The sequence below is a fragment of the Microbacterium jejuense genome, from assembly GCF_039544225.1.
GTDB lineage: Bacteria > Actinomycetota > Actinomycetes > Actinomycetales > Microbacteriaceae > Microbacterium > Microbacterium jejuense.
Genome location: NZ_BAABLG010000001.1, coordinates 187,290 through 213,628 on the forward strand (window position 1 = coordinate 187,290; position 26,339 = coordinate 213,628).

The 26,339-nt window shown below is 71.4% G+C and carries 24 protein-coding genes; 18 read left to right on the plus strand and 6 right to left on the minus strand.

Going from position 1 to position 26,339, the window contains the following annotated elements; all coding sequences use genetic code 11:
• Nucleotides 1–81: 81 nt before the first annotated feature.
• Complete coding sequence (locus ABEA46_RS00865) at nt 82–735, minus strand: biliverdin-producing heme oxygenase (protein ID WP_345542421.1); 654 nt, start codon at nt 733–735, stop codon at nt 82–84.
• A gap of 63 nt (nt 736–798) precedes the next feature.
• Nucleotides 799–1,125 (minus strand): DUF2470 domain-containing protein, encoded by a 327-nt coding sequence (locus tag ABEA46_RS00870; protein WP_345542422.1) that lies wholly within the window; start codon nt 1,123–1,125, stop codon nt 799–801.
• Nucleotides 1,126–1,205: 80 nt separating this feature from the next.
• Here ABEA46_RS00870 and ABEA46_RS00875 point away from each other — a divergent pair, with 80 nt between their 5' ends.
• Genes ABEA46_RS00875 through ABEA46_RS00885 form a run of 3 tightly spaced genes read left to right on the plus strand, consistent with a single transcriptional unit; the run spans nt 1,206 to nt 4,380 of the window.
• Nucleotides 1,206–2,477, plus strand: coding sequence for a serine hydrolase domain-containing protein (locus tag ABEA46_RS00875; protein WP_345542740.1), 1,272 nt, complete (start codon nt 1,206–1,208; stop codon nt 2,475–2,477).
• Complete coding sequence (locus ABEA46_RS00880; protein ID WP_345542423.1) at nt 2,474–3,376, plus strand: EamA family transporter; 903 nt, start codon at nt 2,474–2,476, stop codon at nt 3,374–3,376. Before ABEA46_RS00875 ends, ABEA46_RS00880 begins: the two co-directional genes overlap by 4 nt.
• 20 nt (nt 3,377–3,396) lie before the next feature.
• On the plus strand, nt 3,397–4,380 hold the full coding sequence (locus ABEA46_RS00885) for a Gfo/Idh/MocA family protein (RefSeq protein WP_345542424.1): 984 nt from the start codon (nt 3,397–3,399) through the stop codon (nt 4,378–4,380).
• Nucleotides 4,381–4,386: 6 nt separating this feature from the next.
• Here the strand turns inward: ABEA46_RS00885 and ABEA46_RS00890 are convergent, their stop codons facing one another.
• Both ABEA46_RS00890 and ABEA46_RS00895 read right to left on the minus strand, forming a co-directional pair.
• The gene (locus tag ABEA46_RS00890) at nt 4,387–5,493 is read right to left on the minus strand and encodes a substrate-binding domain-containing protein (RefSeq protein WP_345542425.1); all 1,107 of its coding nucleotides are present in this window, start codon (nt 5,491–5,493) and stop codon (nt 4,387–4,389) included.
• Nucleotides 5,493–7,613, minus strand: coding sequence for a heparinase II/III domain-containing protein (locus ABEA46_RS00895; protein WP_345542741.1), 2,121 nt, complete (start codon nt 7,611–7,613; stop codon nt 5,493–5,495). The genes ABEA46_RS00890 and ABEA46_RS00895 overlap by 1 nt, the downstream gene beginning before the upstream one ends.
• 180 nt (nt 7,614–7,793) lie before the next feature.
• Here ABEA46_RS00895 and ABEA46_RS00900 point away from each other — a divergent pair, with 180 nt between their 5' ends.
• The 12 genes from ABEA46_RS00900 (at nt 7,794) to ABEA46_RS00955 (ending at nt 21,269) form a co-directional block, all read left to right on the plus strand.
• Complete coding sequence (locus ABEA46_RS00900) at nt 7,794–9,788, plus strand: DUF2264 domain-containing protein (protein ID WP_345542426.1); 1,995 nt, start codon at nt 7,794–7,796, stop codon at nt 9,786–9,788.
• 49 nt (nt 9,789–9,837) lie between these two features.
• On the plus strand, nt 9,838–11,145 hold the full coding sequence (locus ABEA46_RS00905) for an ABC transporter substrate-binding protein (protein ID WP_345542427.1): 1,308 nt from the start codon (nt 9,838–9,840) through the stop codon (nt 11,143–11,145).
• Nucleotides 11,146–11,287: 142 nt separating this feature from the next.
• Entirely contained in the window at nt 11,288–12,220 is a 933-nt protein-coding gene (locus ABEA46_RS00910; RefSeq protein ID WP_345542428.1) for a carbohydrate ABC transporter permease, read from the plus strand.
• On the plus strand, nt 12,220–13,182 hold the full coding sequence (locus ABEA46_RS00915) for a carbohydrate ABC transporter permease (protein WP_345542429.1): 963 nt from the start codon (nt 12,220–12,222) through the stop codon (nt 13,180–13,182). The genes ABEA46_RS00910 and ABEA46_RS00915 overlap by 1 nt, the downstream gene beginning before the upstream one ends.
• 4 nt (nt 13,183–13,186) lie before the next feature.
• Nucleotides 13,187–13,897: a ferredoxin-NADPH reductase gene (locus ABEA46_RS00920; RefSeq protein ID WP_345542430.1), complete on the plus strand. Its 711-nt coding sequence runs from the start codon at nt 13,187–13,189 to the stop codon at nt 13,895–13,897.
• 43 nt (nt 13,898–13,940) lie between these two features.
• Nucleotides 13,941–15,125 (plus strand): glycoside hydrolase family 88 protein, encoded by a 1,185-nt coding sequence (locus ABEA46_RS00925; RefSeq protein WP_345542431.1) that lies wholly within the window; start codon nt 13,941–13,943, stop codon nt 15,123–15,125.
• Nucleotides 15,122–16,108 carry a fumarylacetoacetate hydrolase family protein gene (locus ABEA46_RS00930; protein WP_345542432.1) on the plus strand — a complete coding sequence of 329 codons (987 nt, stop codon included), beginning with the start codon at nt 15,122–15,124 and terminating at the stop codon, nt 16,106–16,108. Before ABEA46_RS00925 ends, ABEA46_RS00930 begins: the two co-directional genes overlap by 4 nt.
• The gene (gene kduD / locus ABEA46_RS00935; protein WP_345542433.1) at nt 16,105–16,869 is read left to right on the plus strand and encodes a 2-dehydro-3-deoxy-D-gluconate 5-dehydrogenase KduD; all 765 of its coding nucleotides are present in this window, start codon (nt 16,105–16,107) and stop codon (nt 16,867–16,869) included. The genes ABEA46_RS00930 and kduD overlap by 4 nt, the downstream gene beginning before the upstream one ends.
• Before the next feature lie 52 nt (nt 16,870–16,921).
• Nucleotides 16,922–17,767, plus strand: a complete 846-nt coding sequence (kduI, locus tag ABEA46_RS00940) for a 5-dehydro-4-deoxy-D-glucuronate isomerase (RefSeq protein WP_345542434.1) — start codon at nt 16,922–16,924, stop codon at nt 17,765–17,767.
• Nucleotides 17,768–17,904: 137 nt separating this feature from the next.
• Nucleotides 17,905–18,795, plus strand: a complete 891-nt coding sequence (locus ABEA46_RS00945) for a sugar kinase (protein ID WP_345542435.1) — start codon at nt 17,905–17,907, stop codon at nt 18,793–18,795.
• Nucleotides 18,796–18,894: 99 nt separating this feature from the next.
• Nucleotides 18,895–19,524: a bifunctional 4-hydroxy-2-oxoglutarate aldolase/2-dehydro-3-deoxy-phosphogluconate aldolase gene (locus ABEA46_RS00950; protein ID WP_345542436.1), complete on the plus strand. Its 630-nt coding sequence runs from the start codon at nt 18,895–18,897 to the stop codon at nt 19,522–19,524.
• Nucleotides 19,521–21,269, plus strand: coding sequence for a glycoside hydrolase family 35 protein (locus ABEA46_RS00955; RefSeq protein ID WP_345542437.1), 1,749 nt, complete (start codon nt 19,521–19,523; stop codon nt 21,267–21,269). Before ABEA46_RS00950 ends, ABEA46_RS00955 begins: the two co-directional genes overlap by 4 nt.
• Nucleotides 21,270–21,279: 10 nt before the next feature.
• On the opposite strand, the gene ABEA46_RS00960 is transcribed toward ABEA46_RS00955, so the two are convergent.
• Nucleotides 21,280–21,918, minus strand: coding sequence for a hypothetical protein (locus ABEA46_RS00960; RefSeq protein ID WP_345542438.1), 639 nt, complete (start codon nt 21,916–21,918; stop codon nt 21,280–21,282).
• Between the two features lie 107 nt (nt 21,919–22,025).
• On the opposite strand from ABEA46_RS00960, the gene ABEA46_RS00965 reads away from it, so the two are divergent.
• The 3 genes from ABEA46_RS00965 (at nt 22,026) to ABEA46_RS00975 (ending at nt 24,265) form a co-directional block, all read left to right on the plus strand.
• The gene (locus ABEA46_RS00965; protein WP_345542439.1) at nt 22,026–22,931 is read left to right on the plus strand and encodes a carbohydrate kinase family protein; all 906 of its coding nucleotides are present in this window, start codon (nt 22,026–22,028) and stop codon (nt 22,929–22,931) included.
• A 10-nt stretch (nt 22,932–22,941) separates the two neighbouring features.
• Nucleotides 22,942–23,526: a uridine kinase family protein gene (locus ABEA46_RS00970; RefSeq protein ID WP_345542440.1), complete on the plus strand. Its 585-nt coding sequence runs from the start codon at nt 22,942–22,944 to the stop codon at nt 23,524–23,526.
• 256 nt (nt 23,527–23,782) lie between these two features.
• The gene (locus tag ABEA46_RS00975; RefSeq protein WP_345542441.1) at nt 23,783–24,265 is read left to right on the plus strand and encodes a hypothetical protein; all 483 of its coding nucleotides are present in this window, start codon (nt 23,783–23,785) and stop codon (nt 24,263–24,265) included.
• Between the two features lie 6 nt (nt 24,266–24,271).
• On the opposite strand, the gene ABEA46_RS00980 is transcribed toward ABEA46_RS00975, so the two are convergent.
• A complete protein-coding gene (locus tag ABEA46_RS00980; protein WP_345542442.1) occupies nt 24,272–26,308 on the minus strand; it encodes a DapH/DapD/GlmU-related protein in 2,037 nt (678 codons plus the stop codon).
• Nucleotides 26,309–26,339: the final 31 nt, after the last annotated feature.

Consider the following 26,339-nt stretch of genomic DNA (forward strand, 5'->3'; position numbering starts at 1 on the left):
CGGGTCTGATGGGCGGCGTGCGGCGTTTCGTCTCGCTCCGCTCGCTCAACGAGCGGGTGGGAGCGGGGACCGCACCTGGGATCAGGCGACCTGCGTCGCCTTGGCGGCAGCGAGATCCTCGAACAGCTCGGTGTTGAAGCGGTAGGCCAGCAGCACCTCGTCGATCACGCGCTCCTGCTCGACGGCATCCCACGGGGCGGCGTCGAGCTGCTCGCGGTAGACGTCCTTGAACGCCTTGGGGTCGGCGATGTCCTCGAAGACGTAGAAGCCGATGCCGTTGGTCTCGAAGCCGAAGCGGCGGGCCATCAGGCGCCCGATGAACTGGCCGCCCGACAGGTCGCCGAGGTAGCGGGTGTAGTGGTGCGCGACGAAGCCGCCCGCCCACGTCGCGCCGACCTCGTTGATGCGGTCGACGTAGCGCTGCGTCGTGGGCAGCGGCTCGATGCGCTCGCGCCAGTCGGGTCCGACGAGGAACTCGAGGTCGGCCTCGAGCGCGGGCAGCCGGGTGAGCTTGTCGGTGATGAAGACGGCGGCGACCGGGTCGTTGCGCATCTGGGCCGCGGTGCGCTCGAGCGCCTCGTAGATGAACCAGTGCTGCACGACGAGCGCGATGTAGTCCTCGCGCGTGCCCTCGCCCTTCATCAGGTCGGCCATGAAGCCGGCGTGCTCGCTCGACGAGTGGGAACGGCTGGACCGCTCGCGAAGCGCGGTGGAGAACGGGATCAGGTCGCTCATACCTTCATGCTAACTGAAGATAAGGGCAACCTAACTATCAGTTTCCCGGGAAGTCGTCGCGAGTCACGCGTGCGGGCGCGGCTCGATCCCCAGCCGCCGGCACGCCTCGTCGTACAGCGCGACGATCTCGCGGCGCACCTCGGGCCGCTCCGAGATGGGCCCCGACGGCCACGGCACCGTGACATCGACCGTCGAGCCGTCGGAGAGCGTCGCCTGCCACACGCCGGCGGCGCCGTCGAAGCCGGTCATCGTGGACGCCGTGACGACGGCATCCACCGATCCGGTCTCGGGGAGGAAAGCGCGGGCGATCAGCAGGTTGTCGTCGCCGTGGTCGCCGTTCATGTGGCCGAGCACTCCGGCCAGCGCCGCGTCGTCGAATCCGTGGGTCATACTCACACCCTACGGACCGCCGTGCGGCACCGATCACTCTGGTGTGTTTGAATGCATTGCACGATCATCGGGGGGTGAGCATGCGGACCCGCTCCAACCGTCGCCGCGCCAGCGCGGTGATCGTGGGTGCCGTCATGTCGGCACTGATGCTTTCGGGCTGCTCGTTCGGCAGCGCGGCCGCCGACCCCGATGTGCCGGCGCAGGTCGACACGGCCTTCCCTGACGGCACCGTCAAAGACCTCAAGAGCGCCGTCACGGCGGCGATGGGCTCCTCGGGCTCCTCCGGCGCGATCGTCGGCGTGTGGGCGCCCTGGAGCGGCACGTGGGTCGACGGGCTCGGCACGCAGAAGCCCGGCGGCGGGGGCGACGTCAAGGCCGATCAGGTCTTCCGCGCCGGAAAGCTGACGCGCCCGATGATCTGCGACGCCCTGTACGAAGCGGCCGACGCCGGCAAGGTCACGCTCGACGACCCCGTCTCGGCGTACGTGTCGGGCGTTCCCGACCTGGGGTCGGTCACGCTGCTCGAGCTGTGCGACGGCACATCGGGCATCGGCTCGTACTCCGACCAGCTGTACGGCTCGTGGCTCTCGAACCCCCAGCGGCAGTGGGATCCGCGGTACCTCGCGAGCTTCGGGCTCGGCGAGCCGCGAACGAGCCCCCCGGGCGACGCGTACAAGGACTCCGACGCCGGGTACGTGCTGCTCGGCCTCGCGCTGGAGCGGGCCACCGGACTCTCGGCCGCCGACGTCCTGCGGACGTACGTGACCGGTCCGCTGGGGCTCGCCGCCACGGCGCTGAGCGATCTGCCCTCGTCGGCCGTGCTGCGCGGCGGGCAGTCGATGCCGAACGCCGAGGGGGTGCTCGACTGCGCCGAGCCCCTCGACCTCACCGGGGCGTCGTCCTCGGGAGGGTTCACCGACTCGGGGGTCATCACCGACATCCGCGATCTCGGCCGCTATGTGCAGGCGCTCGCGAGCGGATCCCTGGTGGACGACGACAAGCGGTTCGCGAACGGCCTGCCCGTCGCGGCCGACGCCCCCTCCTGGTACACCGCCGACGGCGGGGCGCTGCTCGCCGGGTCGCTGATCGGCCAGTTCGGCAAGGTGCCCGGCTACCTGACCGCCGCGTTCGCCGACCCCAAGACCGGGCTCACCGTCGCCGTCGTGCTGAACAACTCCGCCGGCGACGGCCACGTCGCCGAGTATCTCGCCTGGCAGCTGGCCGCGATCGCCTCGAAGGCCCCCGCGGCCAAGGGTGAGACCGCCCCCGAGGCGGGCCTGCCGTGGACGGCTGAGCAGTTCGGTGAGGCCATCGCGTCGCTCGCGGTGTGCACGCCGCCGGCCTCCGAGTGACGACGGCTTCGGGCACCGCGCCGTCCGGCGCGCGGCGAGGGACGACGCCTGCGATCCTGCTCGTGATCGCGGGCCTCGCTTGCCAAGAGGTCGGCGCGTCGCTCGCGGTGCTGCTGTTCCCCGCGGTCGGGCCGCTGGGCATGGTCATGCTGCGCCTGGTGTTCTCGGCGATCGTGCTGCTGCTCATCGCGCGGCCGCGCGTGCGCGGGCACTCACGGCGCGACTGGACGTCGGTGGCCCTGTTCGGCCTCGTGCTGGCGCTGATGAACAGCCTGTTCTACCTCGCGCTGGAGCGCCTGCCCCTCGGCGTGACGGTGACGATCGAGGTGCTCGGACCGCTCGTGCTGTCGATCGTCGCGGCGCGACGCGCGTCGGCATGGCTGTGGGCGCTGCTGGCGCTGGCCGGCGTCGTGGCCCTGGGCGGCGGCGGGTGGGACCGCCTCGATCCGCTCGGTGTGCTGTTCGCGCTCGGCGCGGCGGGCAGCTGGGCGTTCTACATCCTCGCCTCGGCGCGGGTCGGCCGGGCGTTCCCCAAGCTCGACGGGCTGGCGCTGGCGATGACCGTGGGCGCGCTGCTCTCGCTGCCCTTCGGGATCGTGGATGCCGGCACCGCCCTGCTGCGGATCGAGATCGTCGCCCTCGGCGCCGCCGTCGCGGTGCTGTCGTCGACCATCCCGTACGCGTTGGAGCTGATCGCGCTGCGCCGTCTGCCGGCCGCCGCCTTCGCGATCCTGATGAGCCTCGCACCCGCGACGGCATCGCTGGCCGGCTTCATCTTCCTCGGGCAGCACATGACGTGGCTCGAGATCACCGGCATCGCGCTGGTCATCGCGGCGAGCATCGGCGCCGTGCGCTCGTCGGCCCGGGCCGCACGCGAGGCCGCCGAGCCGATCGCCTGACGCCTGGATAGCATCGGGCCATGACGCCGACGAGGTGGGCCGTGCTCGGGCCCGGAGTGATCAGCCGGGACTTCGCCGTGGGGCTCGCCGCTTCGAAGTACGGGATGCTGCACGCCGTGGGCAGCTCGTCGCGGGAACGCGCCGAGGCGTTCGCCCGAGAACACGGGGCCCGCGCTGCGGGGACGTACGACGAGATCCTCGCGCGCGAGGACGTCGACGCGGTGTACATCGGCACCGTCCACACCACGCACGCAGACCTCGCGATCCGCGCCGTCGCAGCGGGCAAGGCCGTGCTGTGCGAGAAGCCGGCGAGCCCCACGCTCGTCGAGGTGGAGCGGATCCTCGCTGCCGCCGCGCGGGCGGGGCGCCCGTTCCTCGAGGCGTTCAAGACGCGATTCGGTCCGTTCGCCCAGACACTGCGCGACCTCGCCGCGGGCGGCGATCTCGGCGCCCTGCAGCACATCCAGGCGGCCCGCGGGTCTGCCGCGAAGACGCGCACCGGGCGCGTGTTCGACCCGGCGCTGGCCGGCGGCGCGATCCTCGACGTCGGCTGCTACCCGCTGGCGCTGGCGATCGATCTCGCCGCGGCGGCGGGGCAGCCGATCGATGCGCCGCAGTACCGCCGGTTCGAGGCGGAGCTCGTCGCCGGGGTGGACGGCACCGCGTCGGTCGAGCTCGGGTTCGGCGCCGTCAGCGCGACGATCGCGACCTCCGTCGTCGAGAGCCTGTCCGACACCGCAGTCCTGCGGTTCGCCGATGGCGAGGTGGTGCTCCCGAAGGTGTGGGGAAGCCGGGTCGAGAGCCCGTCGAGCCTGATGGTGCGCCGTCGCGGCTCGGAGCGGGTCATCGAGGTGCCCACCGTGCAGCCGATGGCCGCCGAGGCCGACGCGCTGTCGCTCGCACTCGCCGATGGACGTCTCGAGGTGCCGCAGATGCCGTGGGCGCACACGCTGGCGGCGGCGCGGGTGCTGACGGACTGGCGCGAGGCTGCGCTCGCGGGCTGAGCGAGGTCAGGCACCCCGCGGCGGGGCGGTCGAGCCCCGGACGTTGAGCGTCGGGTTCAGCACGACGCGATGCACGGGGCGCGTCGGGTCTTCGAGGCGGCGCGCGACGAGGTCGACGGCGGCGCGGCCGACCTCGTGACGGGGCGGGGCGACGGCTGTCAGCGGGGGTGTGAAGATCTCGGCCACCTCGTCGTCGTAGGCGACGACCGACAGGTCGGCGGGCACCGAGATGCCCCGGTTGAGGGCCAGATCGACGAACGCCATGGCCTCGGGGTCGGAGTGCACGAGGATCGCGGTCACGCCGTTCGACAGTGCGGCGTCGAGCGTGGAGTCCACGACGGCGGAGAAGTCCGGGCTGGTGCGCGGCGGAAGGCTGGTCTCGAACTGATCGGCCGGTGTCAGCCCGAGCTCGGCGCACGCGGCGTGCCAGCCGGCGGCGATCTTGCGTGACGTGGGCGAGTCCCGGGCGATGATGAGCCCGACGCGGCGGTGGCCGAGCGAGGCGAGGTGCCGCGCGGCGAGCACCGCGCCGAGCGCGTGGTCGGTCGTGACGTTCTCGACCGGGCTGCCCTCGGGCAGCACGACGGCGTCGCGCTCGACCAGGACGTTCGGCACGCCGCACTCGGCGAGCCACTGCACGACGTCCTGTGCGTGCGGGGTGTCGGTGTTCGGCGCGAGGATGAGACCTCGCACGCCCTCGGTGTGCACGAGGCGCTCGAGCACAGGCCGCTCGTCCTGCAGCTCGTACGAAGCGCCGCGAACGACGACGTGCATGCCGCGCCGGGCCGCCTCAGCCTCGGCGCCGCGCACCACAGTGGGGTAGTAGAACGTCAGCGAGGGAACGAGCATGGCGATCGAGCCCGCCCGTGTGACGGCGGCGACGGCTCCGGCCTCGAGGTCTTCGAGGGAGCCGGCGGTGGGCACGGCGCCGCCGTGCACGCGCACCAGCAGGCCTTCGCGCTCCATCTGCGCGAGGTCGCGCCGCAGCGTGACCGGGGCGACGCCGAGCTCGTCCATCAGCTGAGCGACCCGCACGGCGCCGTCGCGCTCGAGCGAGGCCAGCACGTGGGCGCGCCGCTCGGCGGCCAGCAGTGCCGGGGTCTGGTCGGTCATCAGGCGTCCTCCGCGTTCGTCTGGTCCAGTTCTACCGTGACGGCGATGTCGTCACGGGACGTGACGTCGAGATCGAGGCGCGTGAGCTTGTCGCCCCACACGCTCGTCAGCACCGGATCGTCGAGCTCGCGCACGACGAGCGACGCCTCGACGCCTTCCGGCCACGCGATGCGCACCGGGGTCGCGCCGTCGAGCGGCGTCACGACGACCGAGGCGCCCTCCTGCCGCACGTCGCCGGCCAGCAGCAGGCGCACCTCGGTGCGGCGTACGGAGTCCCTCGTCGGCGCAGGCGTTTCGTCTCGCTTCGCTCGCTCAAAGACCGGGGGTGTGGACGGCGCGGGGGTCCACGCATCCGACACGACCACCTGCTGTGCCGCACGGTCCAGCCGCACGGTACGGCGCCACGGGCCCACGCCGGGGTACGCGCCCGAAAGCTCGGCCGAGAACTCCGCGTCATCCCCGATCGAGACCGAGACCCCGGATGCCGCGAACCCGGCGCCGGGAGGCTGCTCCCGGCCGTCGATCACGGGCACGTTGTGCCAGCCGCTCTGCATGGTCCAGATGTCGTAGCGGTCGGGGCCGAAGGTCTGCAGCGTGTACGTCGGGCGCCCGGCATCCACCACCACCGGAACACCGTCGGACGTGACGATGAACGATCCGACGTCGTTGTGGTTGTGGTGCTCGCCGTTGTGCCCGCCCTTGACGGCCATCGTGAGGCCGTGCGGCGTGCCGGCGTGCGAGCGGGCGACCAGCACCTCGGTCGAGGGCAGCCACACAACGCCGGGGAACGACGACGCCGTGGGCTCGGCGGCGATCCAGTCCTGGTCGGTGATGCCGCGCAGCAGCCGCCCGAAGCCGGGGTGCTCGATGGCCGCCGGCGTGCCGCCGAACTCGGGGGACTCGACCCAGCGGTGCGAGGCGGCGTGGGCCGCGGCATCCCGATCCCCCGCCGCGAGCGCGGCGCGATGCAGGGCGTGCCACGGCTGGGCGGCCGAGACCCGGGCCTGACCGTCGGCGAGGTTCAGGTACCAGTCGCCGCCGAGGTGCATGCGGTGGGGGAACGCGACGGTCTCGCGCAGCGCGGTGATGCTCGAGGCGTCGAGCACTCCCCCGGTGGCGTGGCGCACGACGTCGAGGGCCTCCAGTGCGCGGCAGGCGCCGTTCCACCAGTACGCGTAGCCCTCGTCGATCGCGCCGTCCTCGGGCAGCACCGACACGTAGCGGTCGATGCCCTCCAGTGCGAGCGCGACGACCGCGGCGCGCTCGTCGGCCTCGGCCGGGTCGTCGAGCAGGCGCAGCGCCGCGACGAGCACGTTGCCGTGGATCCACGGGTTCCAGTTGTGCACGTCGCCGTCCAGGCCGAGCCAATGCCAGTCCCGTCGCTGCGTGAACGGCTCGAAGATGCGGATGCGCGCCTCGTGACGCACCCGCGAGCGGATGCCGGGGTACCGCGCCTCGAGGCGGTCGCCGATCAGCTGGTCGACCCAGGCGAGCAGGCTCACCACCTCGCCGGCGCCGAGATCGAGGTACGGGGAGGTGACCACGGGCAGCACCGAGCCGTGGACGCGGAACGCGTCATCGTGCGCGGGCCAGCACCACGAGCTCTGCTCGCAGAACAGCCACACGCCGTCGAGCGCCTCGGCGAGGAACCGTGCGCCCAGCTCTTCCCGTTCGTTCGTCACCTGTGCGCGCTGAACGGCGGGATCCGCGTGCACAGGTGACGAACGAACAACGGGGGTGTCGGCGTAGAACGCGGCGGCCACGGCGGCGCGCGACAGGCGGCGCTGGCGCTCGTAGAGCACGGCCTCCCAGCCGGCGCGGTCGCCGTCGTCGTGAAGCCGCGCGGCCGCAGAGGCGAGCGGCACCGGCCACGGCTGATCGAGGTCGGCCTGTGCGCGCTCCAAGATGCCGCGGATCGACTCGGCGTCGGCCGTGCCGCCCGGACCCCAGACCGCCCGGTCTTCGGCCGGAGGCACCGGCAGGGCGTGGGCCGGCCCTGCCAGCAGACCCGCCAGGGCCGACGCGAAACCGGCCGCATCCGTCCCGGCCTGCCGGTGGTACGTCCCGGCCAGGCGGCCCGCGAAAGCGGGGGATGCAGCTGGTGCGGGCGTGGGGACCATCGCGGTCAAGGGATCCTCCTCATCGATTCACCGATCGTGGCGTACTCACCACCAAAGCGATCATAAACGATCATAACGAATCCAAAACAGTCTTGCAATGAACGAAATGGATTGCTACAGTCCAAAACGTTCGCCTTCCACGGAGGGCGGGCGGCGACAAATCGATCAAGGGAGATCCCAGTGACGGTCCAGCACCACGGCACATCCGCACGCACCGCCGCGGCAGCCGACTGGACCCGCGACGAATGGCTCGCCTTCGCAGATCACCTGCTCGACACCGCCCGCTCGTACGCGTCGCCCGGTCACGGCCGCATCCACTTCCCCGGCGCCGAGGGCGGCTACGGCCACGACGTCGACGGCCTCGAAGGCTTCGCCCGCACGTTCCTGCTCGCCGGCTTCCGCATCGCGGGCGCCCGAGGCGAAGGCACCGAGGCACTCGCCGACTTCTACCGGCAGGGCATCGTCACCGGTGTCGACCCGGATGCCGCCGATCGCTGGGTGCGGCTCGACGAGCACGCGCAGGCCAAGGTCGAGGCCGCGTCGCTCGCGCTCGTGCTCGACATGACGCGCCCCTGGATCTGGGACCGCCTCGACGCCGTCACCCAGCAGCGCGTCATCGACTACCTCGCCCCCGTCGTGGGCGACACCACTTACCCGAAGACCAACTGGCTGTGGTTCCGCGTCGTGGTGCAGACCTTCCTGCGCTCGGTGGGCGGCCCGTGGTCGGCGCAGGACGTCGCCGACGACCTCGCCCTGCACGACTCACTCGTGCGCGAGGACGGCTGGATCTCGGACGGGTTCGAGCGCTCGTACGACCACTACGTCGGGTGGGCCCTGCACACCTACCCTGTGCTGTGGTCGCGGATGCAGGGCGCCGGCGAACTCGCGGGTGGCCGCACCCCCGGCGACATCGTGCGCCTGGACCGCTTCCTGCAGGACGCCGTCGCGCTCGTCGGCGCGGACGGCTCGCCGCTCATCCAGGGCCGCAGCCTCATCTACCGCTTCGCCGCCGCGGCCCCGTTCTGGGTCGGCGCGATCGCCGAGGTCCCCTCGGTGCCGCTCGGACAGCTGCGCCGCGCCGCGAACGCCGTGGTCGCGCACTTCGTCGCGCACGACGCGCCCGGCGAGGACGGCGTGCTCACGATGGGCTGGCACCACGAGTGGCGCGAGCTCGCCCAGTCGTACTCGGGTCCCGGCTCGCCGTACTGGGCCGTCAAGGGCCTGCTCGGCATCTCGCTGCCCGCCGACCACCCGGTGTGGGCCGCCGCGTCCGAGCCGCTGCCGGTCGAGACCGGTGACGACGTCCGCGTCGTCCGCTCCGCCGGCTGGGCCGTGTCGGGCACCGCGGCCGACGGCATCGTGCGCATCGCCAACCACGGCAGCGACCACGCCGCCGACGGCGCCCTCGTCGGCGACTCGCCGCTGTACGCCCGCATCGGCTACTCGACCGCCACGAGCCCGCTCGCGAACCAGGCCGCCTGGCACGAGCCGCTGGAGCAGTCCGTCGCGCTCGTCGACGAGACCGGTCGCGCCACGCACCGCGCCGCCATGGAGCTCATCGACGTGCGTGTCGACGGCGAGGGCCCCGCCAGCGTCGCGATCGCCGCGTCCGTCTCGCGGGCCCACTGGATCACCCCGCGCCCGGCGGCCCACCGGCACGGCTCGGGCCTGGACGGCGACGTCGAGCTCGCGGGCGTCGTGACCGTCCACTCCCTCCTGCGCGGCCCGTGGGAGGTGCGCCTCACGCGCGTCGACTCCCTCCAGTCCGGTGTCGACGCCGGCGCGCTGCACCTGCGGGTCGGCGGCTGGGCGCTCGCCGCCGCCACGGTGTCGGGAGAGGCTCGGGATGCCTCGGCCTCGGCGGTCGCCGACAGCCTGGCCTCGGGCATCCACTCGGTCCTCGGCGAGGGCGTCGGCGCGTTCGAGGAGCGCTTCGACGCCAGCCCGCTCGGACCCGTCGCGATCGTGCCGGTCGTGACCTACCCGGTCGAGCCCGGTGCGTGGATCGCCACGCTCGTCGAGCTCACAGCCGCAGATCTCGCATCGTCCGGCGATGCGACAGTCGACGTCCGCACGGACGCCGGCGACACCACCGTCACGGTCACCTGGCCGGACGGGACGGCGACCACCAGTCGCCTCGCGCACCCCGGCGACGCGTCCCACGCCAACCGGTAACCCGATGGGCCCGAGGAAGGGTCCGCAATCACAAAGGAGTACCCCCAGTATGAAGCGCTCATACGCTGCCGCGGCCGGCATCGCCGTGGTCGCCACGCTCGCCCTCGCCGGCTGCAGCAGCAGCGGCGACGACGCCGCTGCGCCCGAGGAGTCGTCGGGTCCGGTCACGCTCACGATGTCGGGCTGGAGCCTTGACACCACGCCCGAGTTCCAGAAGCTGGCGGACGCGTACCACGAGAAGAACCCTGACGTCACGGTCGAGCTCAAGGGCTACGACGCGGCCGAGTACAACACCCTCGTCACCGCCGACCTCGCGGCAGGCTCGGCCCCCGACATCATCACGCAGAAGGAGGTCAAGTTCGTTCCGACCTTCGTGAACGGCGGCCAGCTGCTCGACGTGTCGGACGTGAAGCTTCCCGACGGCATCAGCGGCGCGAAGTCGTACGAGGTCGACGGCACCGCCTACGCGGTCCCCTACCGCAACGACTCGTGGGTCCTGTACTACAACAAGGCGCTGTTCGACCAGGCGGGCGTCGACTACCCCGACGGCAGCTGGACGTGGGACGACTACGCCGACGCCGCCGACGCGCTGACCACGGGCCTTACCGCTGCGGGCAGCGCCGCCAAGGGTGCGTACCTGCACAACTGGCAGTCGACCGTCCAGGGCTTCGCCAACGCGCAGACCGACAGTGACATCCTCAAGGGCAAGTACGACTACATGGAGCCCTTCTACGAGCGTCAGCTCGCAATGCAGGCCGCCGGCGACCAGGTCGACTTCAACACCGCCAAGGCCAACCAGCTCACCTACCAGGGCGAGTTCGGCAAGCAGAACGCCGCCATGCTGCCCATGGGCACGTGGTTCGTCGCGACGCTGATCGCGCAGCAGGCGTCGGGCGACGCCGACACGTTCGACTGGGGCATCGCGCCCATCCCGCAGGAGTCGTCCAAGACCACGGGTCTCGACAACACCCCGGTGACCTTCGGCGACCCGACCGGTCTCGGCATCAACGCCGCGATCGACAAGTCCAAGGTCGCCGCCGCGAAGGACTTCCTCGCCTTCGCCGCCGGTGAAGAGGGCGCCCAGGTGCTCGCGGGCATCGGCATCACCCCGGCGCTGCTGACCGACGCGGTCGTCGACACGTACTTCTCGGTCGACGGCGCTCCCACCGACGACCTGTCGAAGTTCGCGTACTCGACGCACGAGGTCCACCCCGAGAACCCGACCTCTGACAAGGCCGCGGCGATCCAGGGCATCCTCGGCGACATGCACACCGCGATCATGTCGGGCTCGCAGTCGCCGGCCGACGCCATCAAGGAGGCGCAGGACCGCGTCGCCAACGAGGTCGGCACCGACTGATCCCGCTCCTTCGACAGGGCTCGGGAGCCCCTGAGCCCCGAGCCCTGTCGAAGACCTGAGACCCGGTGCCCGGCCCGCTCCCCGCGGGCAGGCCGGGCACCGCACCAGCAACCCCTTCCCGACAGGCCCCTGGAGATCCGCCATGGCGACCATCACCGCCACCGAGGCCGGTACCGCACCGCCGCCTTCGCCCCGCCGGCGCTCGAAGCTGCGCCTGCGCAACACCCTCATCGGGTGGAGCTTCATCCTCCCCAACTTCATCGGCTTCGGCGTGCTCACGCTCGTGCCGATCGTCATCCTCTTCTACATGGCGTTCACGAACTGGAACGTCTTCGGCAAGGCCGACTTCATCGGCCTCGCGAACTTCACCCGCCTCATGGGCGACGGCAGCTTCCGCACCTCGGTCGTCAACACCCTCTACTACTCGGTGATGCACATCCCGCTGACGATCGTCGTCTCGCTGGGTCTCGCGCTGCTGCTCAACAACAAGCTCCGCGGCGTCGCGTTCTTCCGCACCGCCGCCTTCTTCCCGTACATCACGTCGATCGTCGCGATCGCGGTGGTGTGGAACCTGCTCTTCAGCCCCGAGTACGGTCCGATCAACGAGTTCCTCAAGTTCATCGGCATCCAGAACCCGCCCGGATGGCTCACGTCGCCGCAGTGGGCGATGCCTGCCGTCGTGATCGTGTCGACGTGGCGCGACATGGGCTACTACATGATCCTGTTCCTCGCCGGCCTGCAGACCGTGCCGCGCGAGCTGCATGAGGCGGCCCGCATGGACGGCGCCAACACGTGGCAGCGGTTCACGAACGTGACCCTCCCGTCGCTGCGGCCCACGATGTTCTTCGTCACCGTCATGCTGACGATCAACTCGTTCAAGATCTTCGATCTGATCCTCGTCATGACCGACGGCGGTCCCGGCCAGGCGACGCTCGTGATGTCGCAGTTCATCTACCGCAAGGGCTTCGAAGAGAGCCAGTTCGGCTACGCGTCGGCCGCCGCGGTGGTGCTGTTCTTCATGTGCATCATCGTCACGATCATCCAGTTCCTGTGGAACAAGAGGGGGAACAAGTGATGGCCGAGCAGCTCGAGAAGGACGCCGCCGACCGCCTGGTCTCGGACTTCACGCCCCCTACCGCGGCGGTGCGCAGCCTCCGCCGGCTCGCCGACGGCAAGCCGGCCAAGCGCGACGCGGACGGCGAGCGGCTGACCCCCGGACGCCGGATCGGCCGCATCCTGATGTACATCGCCCTCGTCATCTTCGCGATCGGGCTGCTGACGCCGTTCGTGTGGATGGTGCTGAGCTCGTTCAAGTCTTCGAACGAGGTCTTCTCGGTGCCGATCAAGTGGCTCCCCGAGACGTGGGTGTGGCAGAACTACATCGACATCTGGACGCAGTCGAACATGCTGGTCTGGATCCGCAACACGCTGTTCCTCGCGGTGGTCGTCACCTTCCTGCAGGTGCTGACCGGCTCGTTCGCGGCATATGGCTTCGCCCGCATGAAGTTCCGCGGTCGCGACGTGCTGTTCCTGCTCTACGTCGGCACGATCGCCGTGCCGTGGCAGTCGTACATGATCCCGCAGTTCATCATGCTGTCGAACTTCAAGGTGTCGAACACCCTGTGGTCGATCATCCTGCTGCAGGCGTTCGGCGCGTTCGGCGTGTTCCTGATGAAGCAGTTCTACGAGACGATCCCCGAGGAGCTGTCGGAGGCCGCACGCCTGGACGGCCTCAGCGAGTACGCGATCTGGCGCAAGATCATGCTGCCGCTGTCGGTGCCTGCGCTCGCGTCGCTGACGCTGCTGACCTTCGTCGCCACCTGGAACGACTACCTCGGACCGCTCATCTACCTGCGCAACCCCGACCTGTGGACGATCCAGCTGGGTCTGAAGGGCTTCGTCTCGAACCTGTTCGACACGAACTACGCCCTGCTGTTCGCCGGCCTGACCATCTCGGTGGTCCCGATCGCGGTCATCTTCCTGCTCGGCCAGAAGTACTTCGTCGAGGGCATCGCGACGAGCGGGCTGAAGGGCTGACCTCATGAAGAAGAACGACGGCGTCCTCGCCAAGCTCAACGGACTGGTCTCGCACGAGTCGTGGGCGTCGCTCATCGGGATGATCTACCTCGGGCTGATCGCCAACCTGCTGCTGGTCATCTCGTGCCTGCCGCTCGTGGCGCTGCTCGTGACGACGGATCCCGCCTACTCGTGGCCGCTGCTGGCGATCGCGGCGCCCCTGGCGGCGCCGGGCGTCGCCGCCGCGTTCCGCGCGTTCCGCGAGCACGGCGCGGGCGGGCTCGGCCCGATCGGCGGGTTCGTCGCGGGCCTGCGCGAGACCTGGTGGCGTGCGCTGGTCATCGGCGCGGCCGTCACGGCGGTGGTCGTGGTGCTGCTGGTGGATGTGCGGATGCTGGCGCCCTCGCCGGCGGCCGTGATCACCGTTCCGCTGCTCGGGGTTCTCGGCCTCCTCGCGATCGGCGTCGGTCTGCTGTCGCTCGTCGCGTTCGCCGAGGTGCCGCAGGCGCGGTTCCGGGACGTGCTGCGGGCGAGCCTGCACCTGGGCCTGCGTCGCTGGTACCTGACCATCGTGTCGCTCATCGCGTTCGGCGTGCAGGCCGCGGTGTTCGCCACCGCGCCGGCGCTCGGCCTCGGGCTGACGGCGTCCGCGGCGCTCTATCTCGCGTGGACCAACTCCCGCTTCATCCTCCGACCTGTGCTCGATCTCGACGAACCGGTGCCGGCGCGCGCGTAGCCGCGGCATCCGATCCCGTTCATATCTCTGAAGGAATATCTCCATGACGTCCACCACGCCCGCCTCGGGCACGAGAGCCCCCCGCGTCGACGACGCGATCGCCGACGCGCTGTCGACGGTCCGGCGCAACATCGCGAAGTTCGGCCCCGCGTACCCCGACGACACGACGGTGGACGATCGGTACGAGCAGCGTCCCGCCGAGGGTGTCATCCCGCTGGGCGGCAACCGCGGCTGGACCACGAGCTTCCGCACCGGCATGCTCTGGCTCGCATGGGAGCTCTCGGGCGACGAGGACTACCGCGAGGCGGCCCTGGTCGACGTCGCCGACTTCGAGCGCCGTGTGCGCGCCGAAGAGGACCTCGACACGCACGATCTCGGCTTCCTGTACACGCTGTCGACCGTCGCGTCGTGGCGGCTGGGTGCGGACGAGGCGGCCCGGCAGGCGTCGCTGCTCGCAGCCGACCACCTGATGCGCCGCTTCCTGGAGCCGGCCGGCATCATCCAGGCATGGGGCGACCTGTCGGACCCGGCCCAGCGCGGCCGCACGATCATCGACAGCCTGATGAACATGCCGCTGCTGACCTGGGCGGGCGAGCAGACCGGCGAGGCCCGCTTCGACGACGCCGTGCGCCGCCACACCGCGCAGCTGCGCGAGCACATCCTGCGTGAGGACGACTCGACCTTCCACACGTTCTACTGGGATGCCGAGACCGGCGAGGCGCTGCGCGGCGGCACCGAGCAGGGTGCTGCGGACGAGTCGTGCTGGGCGCGCGGCCAGGCCTGGGGCATCTACGGCTTCGCCATGAACTTCGCGGTGACCGGCGACGAGCGGCTGCTGGAGGCATCCCGTCGCTGCGCGGAGTACTTCCTGCGCCACCTGCCCTCCGACGAGGTGCCGTTCTGGGACCTCGTGTACACCGACGGCAGCGACGCGCCCCGCGACAGCTCCGCCGCCGCGATCGCGGTGTGCGGTCTGATCGAGCTCGCCTCGGTGGAGACGGATGCCGCACGCGCCGCCGAGTGGACGGCGCGGGCCCACTCGATCCTGGCCTCGCTCATCGCGGACTACACGCCCGTCGAGGCCGCCGACTCGGACGCCCTCATCCTGCACTCGGTCTACGACCTGCCCAAGGGCAACGGCGTCGACGAGGGCACGCTGTGGGGTGACTACTTCTACCTCGAGGCGCTCATGCGCGTCGCGCGCCCCGACTGGAAGAAGTACTGGTGAGGCTCGTCACGTACGCCGCCGCATCCGGGCCGCGGCCCGGCGCCATCGTCGGCGACCGTGTGCTGGACCTGGGCGGGTTCGCCGGGTCGGTCGCGCAACTGCTGGCGGATGCCGCGGCCCTGAGCGCGGCGCGCGCCGCCGTCGGGGCGATCGAGCCCTCGTCGCTGCCCGTGCTCGACTCCGATGCGCTGCGCGCGCCGGTGACTCCGGGCAAGATCCTGTGCCTGGGCTACAACTACCGCGGACACGTGCCGGACGGGGTCGACCCGACCGCGAACGATCCCGAGTACCCCGACGTGTTCGTCAAGACGGCGAACACGCTCGCCGGGCCGAACGAGCCCGTCGTGATCCCGCCCGGCGCGACCGACGTCGACTACGAGGGCGAGGTCGCGGTGGTGATCGGGCGCCGCGCACAGCGCGTGGCGCTGGCGGACGCCCTCGACCACGTCGGCGGCTACACGATCCTCAATGACGTGTCGGACCGCGCGTGGCAGCGGCGGCAGAGCCAGTGGGCGCTCGGCAAGTGCTCCGACGGGTTCGCGCCGCTGGGGCCCTGGATCGTCACGCCGGACGAGCTCGGCGACCCGCAGGACCTCCTCGTCGAGGTCGTGCGGGACGGCGTCGTGACCGTGTCGCAGTCCACCTCGACCACGATCTTCAGCGTCGCGTACGTCATCCATCACCTCAGCCAGGTGCTCACCCTCGAGCCCGGCGACATCGTCTCGACCGGCACCCCGCAGAAGCTCCCCGACGCCCAGGAGGCGCATCGCCCGCTGGCCGGCGGCGACGCCGTGACCGTCCGCATCTCGCGGATCGGCGAGCTCACCACCACCTTCGTGGCCGCCCAGCCCCCGGTCGTTGAGCGAGCGAAGCGAGACGAAACGCCCCGACCGACGAGCAGCCTCGTGCCAGACCGCGTTTCGTCTACGGGCGCCAGAGCGCCCTTCGCTCAACGACCGGACTCACAGGAGGCCACCGCATGATCCTCGACTCGTTCCGCCTCGACGGCAAGGTCGCCCTCGTCACCGGCTCCAGCCGCGGACTCGGCCAGGGCGCCGCCCTGGCCCTCGCCGAGGCCGGCGCCGACGTCGCGCTGCTGGACCGCGGCGACGCGTCGGCCACCGCGGCGCTCATCGAGCAGACCGGCCGCCGCGTGCACCGCGTGCAGCGCGACCTCGTCTCGGCGACGCCCGACGAGCTGACCGCGGCCGTCGACGAGGTCATCGCCGAGCTCGGCGGCCTCGACATCCTCGTCAACAACGCGGGCACCATCCGCCGCTCCCCCGCCGTGGACTACCCCGCCTCGGACTGGGACGACGTGCTGTCGATCAACCTCGACGCCGTGTTCCACCTGTCGCAGGCTGCGGGCCGCCACATGATCGCGCAGGGCGGCGGGCGCATCATCAACGTCGCGTCGATGCTGTCGTTCCAGGGCGGCATCCTCGTCCCGGCCTACACCGCCTCGAAGCACGCCGTCGCGGGCCTCACCAAGGCGCTCGCGAACGAGTGGGCCGCGGCCGGCGTCACCGTCAACGCCGTCGCGCCCGGCTACATGGCCACCGACAACACCGCGCCGCTGCGCGCCGACGAGGACCGCGCGGCGTCGATCCTGTCGCGCATCCCGGCCGGGCGCTGGGGCGACGCGTCCGACCTGCAGGGGGTCTTCGTGTTCCTCGCGTCGGACGCCGCCGCATACGTCACCGGCGCCGTCATCCCCGTCGACGGCGGCTGGCTGGTCCGCTAGGCCGCCGGCATCCACTCACCCGAACAGAACACGCAGAACCAGGAGAGAACTCGTGACCGAGCAGCACATCCCGCAGCGCTACGCGACCAACCCCGCCCAGATCCCGGGCATGACGACGCAGGACCTGCGCGACACCTACCTGATCCCCGACGTGTTCGTGCCGGGCGAGATCCGCCTGACCTACACCCACCACGACCGCATCGTGCTGGGCGGCGCCGTGCCCGCCGGCGGCGTGCTCGAGCTCGGCGGCTACCCCGAGATCCGCAGCGACTACTTCCTCGAGCACCGCGAGGTCGGCATCATCAACGTCGGCGGCACCGGCACGGTCACCGCCGACGGCGAGGTCTACACGCTCGTCAAGGGCGCCTGCCTGTACCTCGGCCGCGGCATCCAGGCAGTCTCGTTCGCCGACGCCGACGGTGAGACGGGCGCCCAGTTCTACCTCTTCTCAGCCCCCGCCCACACCGCCTACCCGGCCGCGCTCGTGTCGCCCGGTGAGGGCACCGTGCGCGAGCTGGGCGACCAGGTCACCTCGAACCGCCGCACGCTCAACCAGTACATCCACGAGAACGGCGTGAAGAGCTGCCAGATCGTCATGGGCGTCACCGAGCTGCACCCGGGCTCGATGTGGAACACCATGCCGGCGCACACGCACGACCGCCGCACCGAGTGCTACCTGTACTTCGACCTGCCCGAGGACGCCCGCGTCATCCACCTGATGGGCGAGCGCGAAGAGACCCGTCACCTCGTGATTGCCGACCGTCAGGCCGTCATCTCGCCGTCGTGGTCTCTGCACTCCGGCGTCGGCACCTCGGCCTACACCTTCATCTGGGCGATGGCCGGCGAGAACCAGGCCTTCGACGACATGGACGCCGCGCCGGTCACCGATCTCCGATGACCTGCGCGCTCCGCGCCCCGCGCGGAGAAGCCGCGAGATTCGGACGAATCGGCTCGATCCGTCCGACTCCCGCGGGATCTCCGACTTATGCCCGGATCGGGAGGTGAGGGATGCCGCAGCCTGACTACGCTGGCGGAATGCCCCGCACTCTGCTCGCCATCGGCGAGACCATGGCGATGGTCGCGCCGGTGATCGCCGCTCCTGTCGCCGACGCCGACGATTTTCTGCTGGATGCCGGCGGCGCCGAGTCGAACGTCGCCGCCCACGTGTCGGCGCTCGGCCACACCGCGGTGTGGTTCAGCCGTCTCGGCGCCGACGCGCTCGGCCGCCGCATCGCGCGTCAGCTGACGGCGCGCGGTGTGGACGTGTCCCGTGTCGTCTATGACGACACGCGGCGCACGGGGCTGTACGTGAAGGACCCCGGCAACGGCGTGCTCTACTACCGGGACGGCTCGGCTGCGTCGGCGCTGTGCGAGCTCGACGCCGACGCAGTGTCGTTCGACGGCGTCGACCTGCTGCACGTGTCGGGCATCACCGCAGCGATCTCGTCCTCGGCGGCCGCGTTCCTGGCCCGCGTCATGGAGCGGGCGCACGCGCACCGGGTGCGGGTGTCGTTCGACGTGAACCACCGTGCTCCCCTGTGGAGCGCCGAGGTCGCCGCTCCCGCGCTGCTCGAGCTCGCCCGCAGCGCCGACGTCGTGCTGGTCGGGCGCGACGAGGCCGAGACGCTCTGGGGCACCGTCGAGGCCGACGACGTGCGGGCGCTCCTGCCCGACGTCGACGAGCTCGTCGTCAAGGACGGATCGGTCGGTGCGACGGTCTACACCGGCGGCGACGAGGTGTTCGAGCCTGCGCTCGTCGTCGAGGTCGTCGAGGCCGTCGGTGCCGGCGACGCGTTCGCCGGCGGGTACCTCGCAGGGCGCCTGTCGGGCGACTCCCTCGCCGACAGCCTGCGCGCCGGGCACGCCCGTGCCGCGCGCACCCTGCAGACCACGACGGACTCGATCGACGAGCCGTCGGCCCGATGAAGCTCTCCTCCTCCGCCGAGCCGTCGCGAATGGTCGCTCGCGGCATCCCGGATGCTCCGAAATGCGACGGCTCGCGGGGGCATGACGAAAGGAACTCCGATGACTGAGACCACTGTGGACTGGTTCGACACCGCCTTCGCGGGCGCGCCGCTGATGGCCATCCTGCGGGGCATGGGCGTCGAGCGCTCGGTGCGGTTGTCCGAGACCGCGTGGGACCTCGGCATCGACTCCGTCGAGGTGCCGCTGCAGACCGACGAGGACGAACGCGCGCTGCGCGCCGTGGTCGCCGCGGCCGACGAGCGCGGCAAGATCGTCGGCGCCGGCACGATCATCACGCCGGCGCAGGTCGCACTCGCCGCCGACGCCGGGGCGAAGTACCTGGTCTCACCGGGCCTCGACCCCGCCGTCGTCCGCGCGGCTCAGGACGCCGGCATCCCGATCCTTCCCGGGGTCGCCACACCCAGTGAGGTGCAGCTCGCCGTCTCGCTCGGGCTCACGTGGCTGAAGGCCTTCCCGGCGACGTGGCTCGGCAGCGGCTGGTTCAGGCACATCCGCGGGCCGTTCCCGCAGGTGCGCTTCGTCGCGACCGGTGGCCTGGACGCGTCGAACGTCGAGGAGTACCTCGCCGCCGGCGTGCGAGTGGCAGCGGTCGGATCGGCGCTCGAAGACGCGTCGCAGCTGGAGCGCCTCGCCACGGTGCTGCAGGCCCGCACGGGCTCCGCGCAGTGACCGCCTCCTCCCCCACGACAGGCTCGTTCGAGATCGGCGAGACCGACTTCCTTCTCGACGGCGAACCGTTCCGGGTGCTGGCGGGCGCGCTGCACTACTTCCGCGTGCACCCCGGCCAATGGGCCGACCGCATCCGCAAGGCCCGGCTCATGGGGCTCAACACCATCGAGACATATGTCGCGTGGAACGCCCATGAACCGGTCCGCGGCCAGTGGGACGCGACCGGCTGGAACGACCTCGGCGCCTTCCTCGACCTCGTCGCCGCCGAGGGGATGCACGCGATCGTGCGACCCGGTCCGTATATATGCGCGGAGTGGCATAACGGCGGACTGCCGGTATGGCTGACCGGGATGCCAGGCATCGGGCTGCGCCGGTCCGAGCCGTCGTACCTCGCCGAGGTCACGGCCTACCTGCAGCGCGTCTACGACATCGTCGCCCCACGCCAGATCGACCGAGGCGGCCCGGTCGTGCTGGTGCAGATCGAGAACGAGTACGGCGCGTACGGCTCCGACACCGCCTACCTCGAGCACCTCGTGCAGGTGACGAGGGATGCCGGCATCACGGTGCCCCTGACGACCATCGACCAGCCGACCGACCAGATGCTGAGCGACGGCAGCGTCGAGGGCGTGCACCTCACGGGATCGTTCGGGTCCCGCGCGCCGGAACGCCTCGCGACGCTGCGCCGCCACCAGAGGACCGGCCCGCTCATGTGCGCCGAGTTCTGGGACGGCTGGTTCGACTGGTGGGGCGCCACGCATCACACCACGTCGGCCGCAGACTCCGCGGCGGAGCTCGACGCGCTGCTGTCCGCGGGGGCCTCGGTGAACTTCTACATGTTCCATGGCGGCACCAACTTCGGCCTGACCAACGGCGCGAACCACAAGGGCCGCTACCTGCCCATCGTGACGTCGTACGACTACGACGCGCCACTGGACGAGGCCGGCCGCCCGACGGAGAAGTTCTTCGCCTTCCGTGACGTGATCGCCAAATACGCCCCTGTGCCCGACGAGGTGCCGGCTGCGGGCGACCCGGCTCCCGTGTTCGAGGTCGCCGTGCAGCCGGTCGTCGCGGCGGTCGCGGCATCCGCCGTCCGTCATGAGGCGCCGCCGACCTTCGAGGAGCTCGGTCATCTGAGCGCGCTCGTCGTGTACGAAACCGAGCTGCCTGCCGGGGGAGTGCTGCGCTTCGGCGAGGTGCGCGACCACGCATGGGTGTCGGTCGACGGCATCGCGGTCGGCACGCTGTCACGTACGCGCGGCGAGGATGCGCTGGTCGTGCCCGCGGGTGGGCGACTGCGCGTGCTCGTCGAAGAGCAGGGCCGCGTCAACTACGACGTCCGTCTCGGCGAGTCGAAAGGCCTGATCAAGGGGGTATTGCTCGACGGTGCGCCGCTCGTCGGGTGGACGGCGACGCCGATCGACGTGGCCGGGCTCGGCGCCACGGCCGCCGCGGCTCCGTTCGGCGCCGCGGGTGCTGTCGGACCGTTCGTCGTCCGTGGCGGGTTCGCGCTCGACGAGCCGACGGACCTGTTCCTCGACACGTCCGGCTGGGGCAAGGGCTACGCGGTCGTCAACGGCTTCGTGCTGGGCCGGTACTGGTCCAACGGCCCGCAGCGCACGCTGTACGTGCCGGCGGCTGCGCTCGTCGCCGGCGCCAATACCGTCGTGATGATCGAACTCGATCGCGTGGCCGAGCCGGTGGTGCGGTTCGTCGACGCACCCGCTCTGGGGCCGCTGGAGGAGTAGTCGCGCCGGCTCAGAGGTCGGAGTAGTCGTTGGCGGGGGCGGCGATGGCGGTGACCACACCGTCCACGGTCGTGACGTCGATGTAGGCGCGCCCGATCTCTCCGGGCCGGCTCAGCGACTGCGTGCCCTCCACGGGCTGCGGATCGACACCGAAGTAGTGGGTCGCCCCGTCGTTCCAGGTCTCCCAGCCACCGGTGCTGACCACCTCGTCGCTCGTGGAGCCCACCGCGATTCCCGGCGACGTCGCGACGGGGATGCCGCCGATCGACTTCGAGGTGACGCGGACGCCGGCTCCTCCGTCGGTCATCGCCGAGACCGTGATGCCCTCCCAGGTGTACTTCGTGCCCCACACCTCGCCGTTGCCCCACGGGTCCGGGATGTCTTCGCCCTCCGGGGACAGGCCCGTGATCTCCGCGACGAAGTCGATCAGCGGCTCGGGCTCCGTGTACGGGTAGGTGACCGACTCGCCGTCGTGCATGGTCACGAGGGCGTCGACGCCCACCGTGATCGCGTCGGCCGAGGTGGGCGTGGGGGTGGACTCGACGGTGGGGGTCGAGGTCGGCCCGCCGGCGTCGCCGGCGGAGGTCTGGGCGCAACCCGTCAGGGCGAGGCCGGCAAGAACCATGAGCGCGACGGCATATTGCTTCACAGGGCCCAATCTAATGCCCGCCGCCCTACGGCGACCGTCACGATCCCGCATCACCGCAATCCCTGCAAGCGCTTACATTCCGCGTGGGAAGCTGGTTTACTGAGTGGATGCCCTCCGCGTCGGCCGCCCTTCTGCCCGCCGCCCGCGTCGCCGTGTGCGGCCCGGCGTCCTGGAACCACCTCATCGTGCTCGACCGCCTTCCCGAGCCCGTGCCTCACATGCAGTTCGCGCTCGGCGACCAGCACACGCTCGGCGGGACGTCGGCGGGCAAGGTGCTGCACCTGGCTGCGCGGGGGATCGACGTGGCGCTGCACGCGCTGCTCGGCGCCGACGACGAGGGTCGGTGGGTGTCGGAGGCGCTGTCGGCGGCGAACGTTCCGCTGCAGGCATATGACTCGCAGCACACCGAGCGTCACGCGAACCTCATGACGCGAGCAGGGGAGCGGGTGAGCCTCTACCTCTCGACGCCGTCGTCGCCGACGGCGGCGGATCTCGACCGCATCGAGGCCGCCCTCAGCGCGGCGGAGATCGCCGTCGTCGACCTGAGCGAGATGGGCGCGGCGCTCGTGGAGCGCCGGCGAGCGGGCGCGGGCGGCGCGCCGATCTGGACCGATCTGCACGACTACGACGGTGCCTCGTCGTTCCACGAGCCCTTCCTGCGGGCTGCTGACGTCGTGTTCATGAACGACGACGGCACCGACGACCCGTGGGCGCTCATGCAGGGCTGCATCGACCGCGGCCCGCGCCTGGCGGTCTGCACCCTGGGAGCGCGGGGCGCGATCGCCCTCTCGGCGACGGGGGAGCGGGCCGAGGTGCCGGCCGTCCCCGTCGAGGTGGTCGACACCAACGGTGCCGGCGACGCGTTCTTCGCCGGCTTCCTCGCCGCGTCGCTCGCCGGTGCGGACCTGGCCGGGAGCCTCGCGGCAGGTGCTCGTCAGGCCACCGTCGCCCTGGCGAGCGAACACCTGCATCCTGCGGTGGCGCCCGTCACTCCCGGCCGGCATTCCGGCTAGCGTGAGCCGGGTGGACCTGGATGAGCTGACCGGCCTCATCGAGAGCACGGCGCGTGCGGCATCCCATCCGATCGTCGTCGGCGTGTCGGGTTTCGCCGGGGCGGGCAAGTCGACGCTCGCCCGTGCGCTGGTCGAGCGGCTCGACGGCGCGGTGCGGTTGCGGGGCGACGACTTCCTCGATCCGACGCGCTCGCATCGGCGGTCGCCGGACTGGGACGGCGTCGAACGCGACCGCGTGGTCGCCGAGGTGCTCGGGCCGTTCCGGTCCGGGCGGCCGGGGGAGTTCCGAAGGTACGACTGGGCGGCGCGCGGCCTGGGCGCTCCCGAGCCGGTGCCGTCGGGCCGGATCCTCGTGCTGGATCTCATCGGGCTGTTCCACCCCGACACGGTTCCCACCCTCGACCTCACCGTCTGGTGCGATGTGGACCTCGCGACCGCGCAGCGTCGGGGAATGGCTCGGGATGCCGCACTCGGCCGCGCCCATTCCTCGCTGTGGAACGAGGTCTGGGTGCCCAACGACCGTGACTTCGCGGCCCGCTATACGCCGCGCGAGCGCGCCGACGTCCTGTTCACCGGGGGCGCGACCGGGACGTGACGCGCCGCGCGGTGCGCGAAGGCGCCATCAGGCCGCCGCGGCCCCGGGGATCTCGTCGAGCGAGTGTTCCGCGTCCTGCCTTTCGACGCGACCGCCGGGATCATCACCGACACCCCGGCCGACGATCCGATCTCGCGCGAGCTCGTGGCGGCGGGGGCCGTACTGGTCCACGCGGCGTGACGCGCCGCCTGGCCGGTCCGACGCGGCGGGCTGCGGCATCCCGTCTCTGCCGACGGAGGTGCACCATACTCGTCTCATGCGACGTCGCCGCGTGCTCCCCGGGCTGGTCGTCGGGGTGCTCGCCGTGCTCTCGCTGACCGGGTGCGGGGCCTTCGGTCTCGGCGTCCGATCGCAGACGTGCGTCGACTGGGTGTCGTTCGACAGCCCCGCGGATGCCGTGGAGGAAGCGGATGCCGTCGTCGCCGGCCGACTGGTCGGTCAGTCGGGCAGCGCCACCCTCTACGGCGAAGCGGCGCCGATCTGGACGATCGATGTCGACAAGTGGATCAAGGGTGACGGCGACGACCAGCTGCGCGTCGTGTCGACGCCGGCCACGTGCGAGGCGTCGCCTCCGCCCGACCCGTTCCTGGCGGTCGAGGACGAGGACCGGGTGATCGTGATCCTCCACGACGACCCCGACGTCGGCTGGCGCTCGATCACACCGTGGCAGGGCATCGTCGTCGCCGGACCGGACGGGGGAGTGCCCGAGGTGTGGCCGTCGTCGCCGACAGGCGAATGACCGCCGCTACGGCAGCGTGAGCGCCGGCTCGGGCCGATGTACGCCACGGGGGCGGTAGCCGAGCGCGTCCGAGACGCCGGCGAGATCGGCGAGGTACCAGAGGATCGCGAGCCACATCTCGGTGCCCTGCAGTCCGGGCTCGGTCTCGGCGAGTCCGCGCGTGGCCGGCGAGGGCTCGCGGAACGAGAAGCCCGCGCCGGTGGTCCAGGTCTGCAGCGCGTCCGAGAGCAGACGGGCGGCGAGATCGCGCACCTCATCGCCGCGGTAGCCGCTGCCGCGTGTCAGCCACAGCGGGTGGGCTATGTCGAGCACGTTGCAGGCGTTGCGCGCGCCTGGCGCGAACCACCGCGGGGACCGCGCGTGCCGCAGGACGGTGTCGATCACTCGCTCGGGGCGGGGGAGCGGCACGCCGAACTGCGCGAACGTGCCGCGGGTGGCGCGGTAGAAGCCGTTCACGACGGGGAGCAGATCGCCGTCGGGTGAGGGCGCGCCCCACATGCCGGTGTGCGGATCGGCGTGCAGCAGCAGCCAGCCGAACAGCGCCTCCTCCACACCCGGGGCAATCTCGTGCCCGGCGCGCCGCGTCCACAGGATCGCCGTGCCGAAGCCGTCCACATGGTGTCCGGCGCCCCAGGCGTCGGTGGCCCACGGCAGACTCTCGCAGAACGCGACAGCCCGTTCCGGCGTCGCCGCCGTCACCCACGTGAGAGGAGCCGCGAACGACGAACCCAGCAGATCCAGCGCGTACCCGACGCTCAGCACGTGGTACGCGACATCGGGGTGCGAGAACCCGAGACCGGCCGACTGATCCCCGTCGACATCGAGCGGCGCGACGGCGCCGGTCGCGGCATCCTGCCACTCCTGCAGCCGGCGGATCTGCGCGGCCGCCGACGCCTGCGCCGGCGTAGTGCCCCGCAGCAGGTCGGCGATCTCGATCGCGTCGCACTGCGCGCGCACCGTGGGCGCCGCACCCGGCTTGTCGGCGAAGAGCCCGAGGTCTTCGCGCCACGCGCGCTGAAGAACAGTGGATGCCTCGCCTCGTGCCCGTTCGGCCAGCTCGGCCACGCGCTCGGCGAGGCCGTCGTGGGCGTGCATCGCGGCGGCGGGCATGAGGCGCGACGGCGCGGCGTCGAGAGTCGGCGTGGGCGGGGCGGACGCCTGGTCGACTCCGCCGTACGGTTCTGCAGCGGCAGGAGCGTCCTGCCCGGCCTCGTTCGTCCGGTCGGCGCTCGGCGACGCGCCGGCTCTGTCGGTCCCATCCGGCTCGGTCGTCTCGGGCGCGGTCGTGTCGGGCACGACCGCCTGGTCGGACTCGAACGCGGCGGGCGCGAACGTGCGGCCCGGATGGCCGCCCGCCAGGGCGGGCAGCAGGCCGAGGGCCGGGGCATCCACTTCTCCGGGCTCGACCGCAACGGACTCTTCTTCTTCCGCGCGGGCGGCCGCGTCCGCAGCGGCGTCGGGTGCGATGCCGGTGTCGTCGGGTTCGACGCGCCACCGGATGAATCGAGCGGGATTGCCGCCGACGACGGCGCCTTCGGGCACGTCCTTGGTGACGACGGCGCTCGCCGCGAGCACGGAGTGGGATCCGACGTGCACACCGTCGAGGATCACGACGTGGGAGCCGATCCAGACGTCGTCGCCGATCTCGATGCCCTTCGAGGTGAGGGGCTGGCGGAAGACGGGCGTGCCCGACTCCATCGAGTGGTTGAACCCGAGGATCGAGGTGTGCGCGCCGATGCGCACCCCGTCGCCCATCGTCACCTTGCCGCGGATCACCGTGTACGGGTTGACGCTGCAGTCCGCACCGGTGACGAGGTCGCCGGTGAGGTACGCGCCGGCCGCGACGTAGGTGCGGTCGCCCAGTCGCAGCGAGTCGTTGTCGATCGACGCCAGGCCTGAGACGTAGCACTCGTCGCCGAGCTCGTGTCGCGGATGGCCGTCGACCAGGGCGTGCTGCAGCGCGAGCTGGGCCTCGCGGTCGTCGATGGAGGCTTCGCGCCAGAAGTCCCAGGGCGAGTATTCATGGGCGGCGATGGCGGGCATATGTCCCAGTATGGTTCGACCCGGCCGTGCC

Coding starts and splice junctions, on each gene's coding strand:
- ABEA46_RS00950 (WP_345542436.1), top strand. CDS start 18,895: ATGACTGAGACCACTGTGGACTGGTTCGACACCGCCTTCGCGGGCGCG.
- ABEA46_RS00890 (WP_345542425.1), bottom strand. CDS start 5,493: ATGACCGACCAGACCCCGGCACTGCTGGCCGCCGAGCGGCGCGCCCAC.
- ABEA46_RS00885 (WP_345542424.1), top strand. CDS start 3,397: ATGACGCCGACGAGGTGGGCCGTGCTCGGGCCCGGAGTGATCAGCCGG.
- ABEA46_RS00925 (WP_345542431.1), top strand. CDS start 13,941: ATGACGTCCACCACGCCCGCCTCGGGCACGAGAGCCCCCCGCGTCGAC.
- ABEA46_RS00865 (WP_345542421.1), bottom strand. CDS start 735: ATGAGCGACCTGATCCCGTTCTCCACCGCGCTTCGCGAGCGGTCCAGC.
- ABEA46_RS00920 (WP_345542430.1), top strand. CDS start 13,187: ATGAAGAAGAACGACGGCGTCCTCGCCAAGCTCAACGGACTGGTCTCG.
- ABEA46_RS00895 (WP_345542741.1), bottom strand. CDS start 7,613: ATGGTCCCCACGCCCGCACCAGCTGCATCCCCCGCTTTCGCGGGCCGC.
- ABEA46_RS00945 (WP_345542435.1), top strand. CDS start 17,905: ATGCCCCGCACTCTGCTCGCCATCGGCGAGACCATGGCGATGGTCGCG.
- ABEA46_RS00910 (WP_345542428.1), top strand. CDS start 11,288: ATGGCGACCATCACCGCCACCGAGGCCGGTACCGCACCGCCGCCTTCG.
- ABEA46_RS00980 (WP_345542442.1), bottom strand. CDS start 26,308: ATGCCCGCCATCGCCGCCCATGAATACTCGCCCTGGGACTTCTGGCGC.
- ABEA46_RS00870 (WP_345542422.1), bottom strand. CDS start 1,125: ATGACCCACGGATTCGACGACGCGGCGCTGGCCGGAGTGCTCGGCCAC.
- kduD (WP_345542433.1), top strand. CDS start 16,105: ATGATCCTCGACTCGTTCCGCCTCGACGGCAAGGTCGCCCTCGTCACC.
- ABEA46_RS00915 (WP_345542429.1), top strand. CDS start 12,220: ATGGCCGAGCAGCTCGAGAAGGACGCCGCCGACCGCCTGGTCTCGGAC.
- ABEA46_RS00875 (WP_345542740.1), top strand. CDS start 1,206: ATGCGGACCCGCTCCAACCGTCGCCGCGCCAGCGCGGTGATCGTGGGT.
- ABEA46_RS00905 (WP_345542427.1), top strand. CDS start 9,838: ATGAAGCGCTCATACGCTGCCGCGGCCGGCATCGCCGTGGTCGCCACG.
- ABEA46_RS00965 (WP_345542439.1), top strand. CDS start 22,026: ATGCCCTCCGCGTCGGCCGCCCTTCTGCCCGCCGCCCGCGTCGCCGTG.
- ABEA46_RS00975 (WP_345542441.1), top strand. CDS start 23,783: ATGCGACGTCGCCGCGTGCTCCCCGGGCTGGTCGTCGGGGTGCTCGCC.